Origin of the sequence: Myxococcus vastator (assembly GCF_010894475.1) — a bacterium.
Lineage (GTDB): Bacteria > Myxococcota > Myxococcia > Myxococcales > Myxococcaceae > Myxococcus > Myxococcus vastator.
This window is the reverse complement of sequence record NZ_JAAIYB010000710.1, coordinates 1-2755: the sequence shown is the minus strand read 5'-3', so window position 1 is coordinate 2755 and position 2755 is coordinate 1. Positions and strand designations below refer to the sequence as shown.

General features: G+C 72.2%; 3 protein-coding genes. All 3 read left to right on the top strand.

Annotated features, from left to right (window positions below; all coding sequences use genetic code 11):
- Positions 1-373: DUF4150 domain-containing protein (locus tag G4D87_RS36400; RefSeq protein ID WP_163787386.1), on the top strand; the 373-nt coding region annotated here is incomplete at its 5' end.
- Positions 370-1674: a TIGR02270 family protein gene (locus G4D87_RS36395; protein WP_163787385.1), complete on the top strand. Its 1305-nt coding sequence runs from the start codon at positions 370-372 to the stop codon at positions 1672-1674. The genes G4D87_RS36400 and G4D87_RS36395, both read left to right, overlap by 4 nt.
- A 111-nt stretch (positions 1675-1785) precedes the next feature.
- Positions 1786-2755, top strand: a 970-nt coding sequence (locus tag G4D87_RS36390; RefSeq protein WP_504112846.1) for a DUF7986 domain-containing protein, incomplete at its 3' end; no start/stop codon positions are given.

The following is a 2755-nucleotide window of genomic DNA, read 5'->3' as shown; positions in this document are numbered from 1 at the left end:
CAGCCCCGCGGGTCCCGTGCCCATCCCCTACCCCAACGTCGCCATGTCCTCGGAAACGGCGAAGGGCACGACGAAAGTGTCCGTGGATGGCAAGCCGGTGTGCGTCGAGGACTCGAACTTCAGCACCAGCACCGGCGACGAAGCGGGCAGCGCGGGCGGAGGCGTCGTCTCCGGCAAGACGAAGGGCAAGGCCGAGTTCGTCAACTCCTCCTTCGACGTGAAGTTCGAGGGCAAGGGCGTGGCCCGGACCTTCGACCTCATGCTCCACAACGACAAGAACACCCCACCCGCGCCACTGCTCCAGGGGCCCGTCATCGCGCTCGGCAAGGACGACACGAAGGCCCGGTGCCTCGTCTGTGAAAAGGAGCTGTGAGCCCCTTGCCGCCGCGCCGTCCCAGCGTCCGCTGGGAGCTCTTGGAGCGCCACCTCGAGGAAGCCGAGTTCCTGTGGACGCAGTGGGAGCACGCCCTGTGGAGCCCGGAGCACACCCTGTCCTCGGTGGCCGAGGGTGATGAAGGGCGCCTGCGGGCGCACCTGGATGCGCTCGTGCTCGGGGGCCGCGCCGTCGCCACCCGCCTGCTGCTGCCCGCGCTGGCCTCCGAGGAGCCTTCGCGCGTGGCCTCCGCGACGTGGGCCCTGCTCTCCGCCGAGGACCACGACTGGCGCGAGCCCGTGCTGCGACACCTGGAGGAAGGCCCCGAAGAGACCCAGCCAGGCATCCTCCGGGCGCTGGAGCTGCTCGACCGGGCGGACCTCCACGCCTCGCTCTTGAAGAGGCTGTCGACGCTGGCACCCGCGCTTCAGGCCGGGCTGCTTCGGGTCGCGCGAATCCGGCACCTCGACGCGAGCGCCGCGCTGGAGCAGCTCGATTGGGAAGCCGACCCGGCGCCGCATGCCGAGGCCCTTCGCGCCCTCCCTTTCCTGCCCAGGACCCAGACAGGGGATGCGAGGCTGTCACGCGCCCTGCGCCACGCTCACCCCAGCGTGAGCACCGCCGCCCTGGAGACCGGGTTGCTGCTGGGCTCGCGTGAGGCCTGGGAGCGCGCGCGGGGCTCCAACGCGCGCGCCGCGCTGCTGACGCTCGCCGTGGCGGGTGAAGCCAAGGACCTCGCGGCGCTCACGGCGCGGATGAAGGACCCCACTGCGGACGGGGAGGTCCTCTGGGCACTGGGCTTCAGCGGCAGGCTGGCCGCGGCGGACGCGCTGCTGCCCCTCGCTCGGGATGAAGCCCAAGGCGCCCTGGCCCTGGCCTCCTTCGCCGCCATCACCGGCCTTCCCCTGGCACCCCCGTTCCTCGTGGACGCGCCCTCCGATGAGGCGCCCGCGCCCGAAGACCTCCATGAAGCGCTCCCCAGCCCCGAGGTGCCACCCGCCAAGGTGGACGCCCAGGCCGTGGAGACCTGGTGGGCACAGCGGCGCGGCGGCTTCACCGCGGAGCAGCGTTACCTGCGTGGCGCGCCCCTCACCGTGCAAGCACTGTCCCGCGCCCTGGAGACCGAGCCCATGCGCCGGCGCCCCTCGCTCGCCTGGGAAATCGCCCTGCGCGGTGGAGGCTCCCGCGTCGTGGAGCCCCGGCAGTGGACCCAGGTGCAGCGCGCCCAGGCCCAATCCCTGGACGCACAGCGGCGTCCCGAGTGGCTCACGCGGGCAGGGAGCCGACCCCAGGGCCGCTGAGCCGGCGTGTCTCCCTCCACCGGCGTCCTTCCTGTGAGCCCTTCATCGGATTGCTGGCGCGACGTCATGACCGGGTAGAGGCATCCCCCCCTCAGTGAATAGGGTGCTTCCATGGCAACCTGGAGCCCCACCGCCTTCAACCGCGGCCTCGCCTCGCTGCGGGCCTTCTCCGACGCCGAGCCCGCGCTGTCCGCCAGCGCGCGCGCCGACTTTCCGGAGGCCTGGGATGACCTGAGCTTCCCCTGGATGAACGCCGCCCTGATGGCGTGGACCCTCCATGGAAGGGAAGACGCCGAGGGCCGCACCGCCGCGGACCGTCGCCTCCTGAAGGAGGAGAAGTCCTTGTCGCGCGCCGAGCGCGGCCTCCTGTCGGCCCTGGCCGCGTCCTGGTGCTCGGTGTTCGAGGTGGAGGAGGTGCGGCTCGGAGAAGGCCTGCGACTGAGGGACCTCCTGCTCGACGAGGTGCTGGAGGTGAAGGAGCGCAGCCTCACCACGCAGGTCACCCGCTTTGACTTGATTGCAAGCGCGGTGCTCCCCGCCGAGGACCACCTGGAGCTCGTGGGAGGCGTCGTCCTGATTCCCCGCGCGCTGCGCGAGCACGTCATCGTGGCCGCGCGCCAGCAGCTCGCCGCCCAGACGCCCCTCGCCGCGGACGCGCCCGGCCGCCACAAGCAGGTCCGGCGGCTGGCGCCCTTCCTCTACCAGCGGGTGCTGACGCTCTTCACCACCGAGCGGCCCGTGCTCAACGCCGACGGCGAGCCGCTGCGCCTCTGCACCGCGCGCTTCCGCATCCGTCACCCCGCGAAGGTGGAGGAGCGCCTGCGCCAGCATGATGGCCTCACCCGTGAGAGCAAGGGGCACTACACGTGGCAAGGCTCCCGGCCCGTGGCGCCCACGAACAACCCGGCGGTGTGGGGCTCCCTCAGGATGGAGGGCCAGTCGCTGGTCCTCGACGCCCAGTCCGCGCAGCGCCTGGAGAAGGGCAAGGCCCTGCTGGCGGAGCTGCTGGGCGCGGAGGCGGTCCACGAGGAGGACACACTGGGGCCCGAGGAGGTCATCCGAGGAGCCCCCGACCCCTCCC